Source organism: Amycolatopsis sp. NPDC059021 (assembly GCF_042739895.1).
Classification (GTDB): Bacteria; Actinomycetota; Actinomycetes; order Mycobacteriales; family Pseudonocardiaceae; genus Amycolatopsis.
In genome coordinates this window covers 1-555 of sequence record NZ_JBHYIQ010000028.1, presented here as the reverse complement: position 1 = coordinate 555, position 555 = coordinate 1, and positions in this window count along the sequence as shown.

Sequence of the window (555 nt, the reverse complement as noted above, 5' to 3'; positions counted from 1 at the left end):
ACGATCGCCCGCGCGGGTGGGGGGTCCCTCTTTGTCGCGCTTGGCTGTGCCGCCCCCAATCCGTGGTGGCGCGGCTGTGAAGGAGGCCTTCACGGCTTTGGGCTGTCTCTGGGGTGGGGTCGGCGTGCCGAGGGACGCCCTGGGTGCGTTGGGTGCGACGAGGGCGTCCCTCGGTGCGGTGAGCGCACCGAAGGCGTCCCTCGGCACCCCGCGGCCGCCAGCTTCGACCGGCAGCGCCCGTTGAGCGTCCCGAACGGCGCTTTCGCGACATCGCCGGGGCGCGCCACGGGCTTCGCAGGGTAAAGACGCCCTGAAGGACCCCTTCCGGCCTCGGTGGGCAGGCCAGGTGTGACGGACGCTTTCAGTGCGTTGGCCGCGCTGAAGGACGCCTTCAGCACCCCGGCCTCCGGAGCCCGCCTCCACCTCCGTCGAGACGTTCTGAACGAGGCGTTCGAGACCGCCCGCGACGCAGCCGGACCAGCCCGCCACGGCGCCCACACCCGCGCTCGATGGTCCGTGGGGGCCTCCCTGAGGGACCCAGGGTCGCTCAGGGAG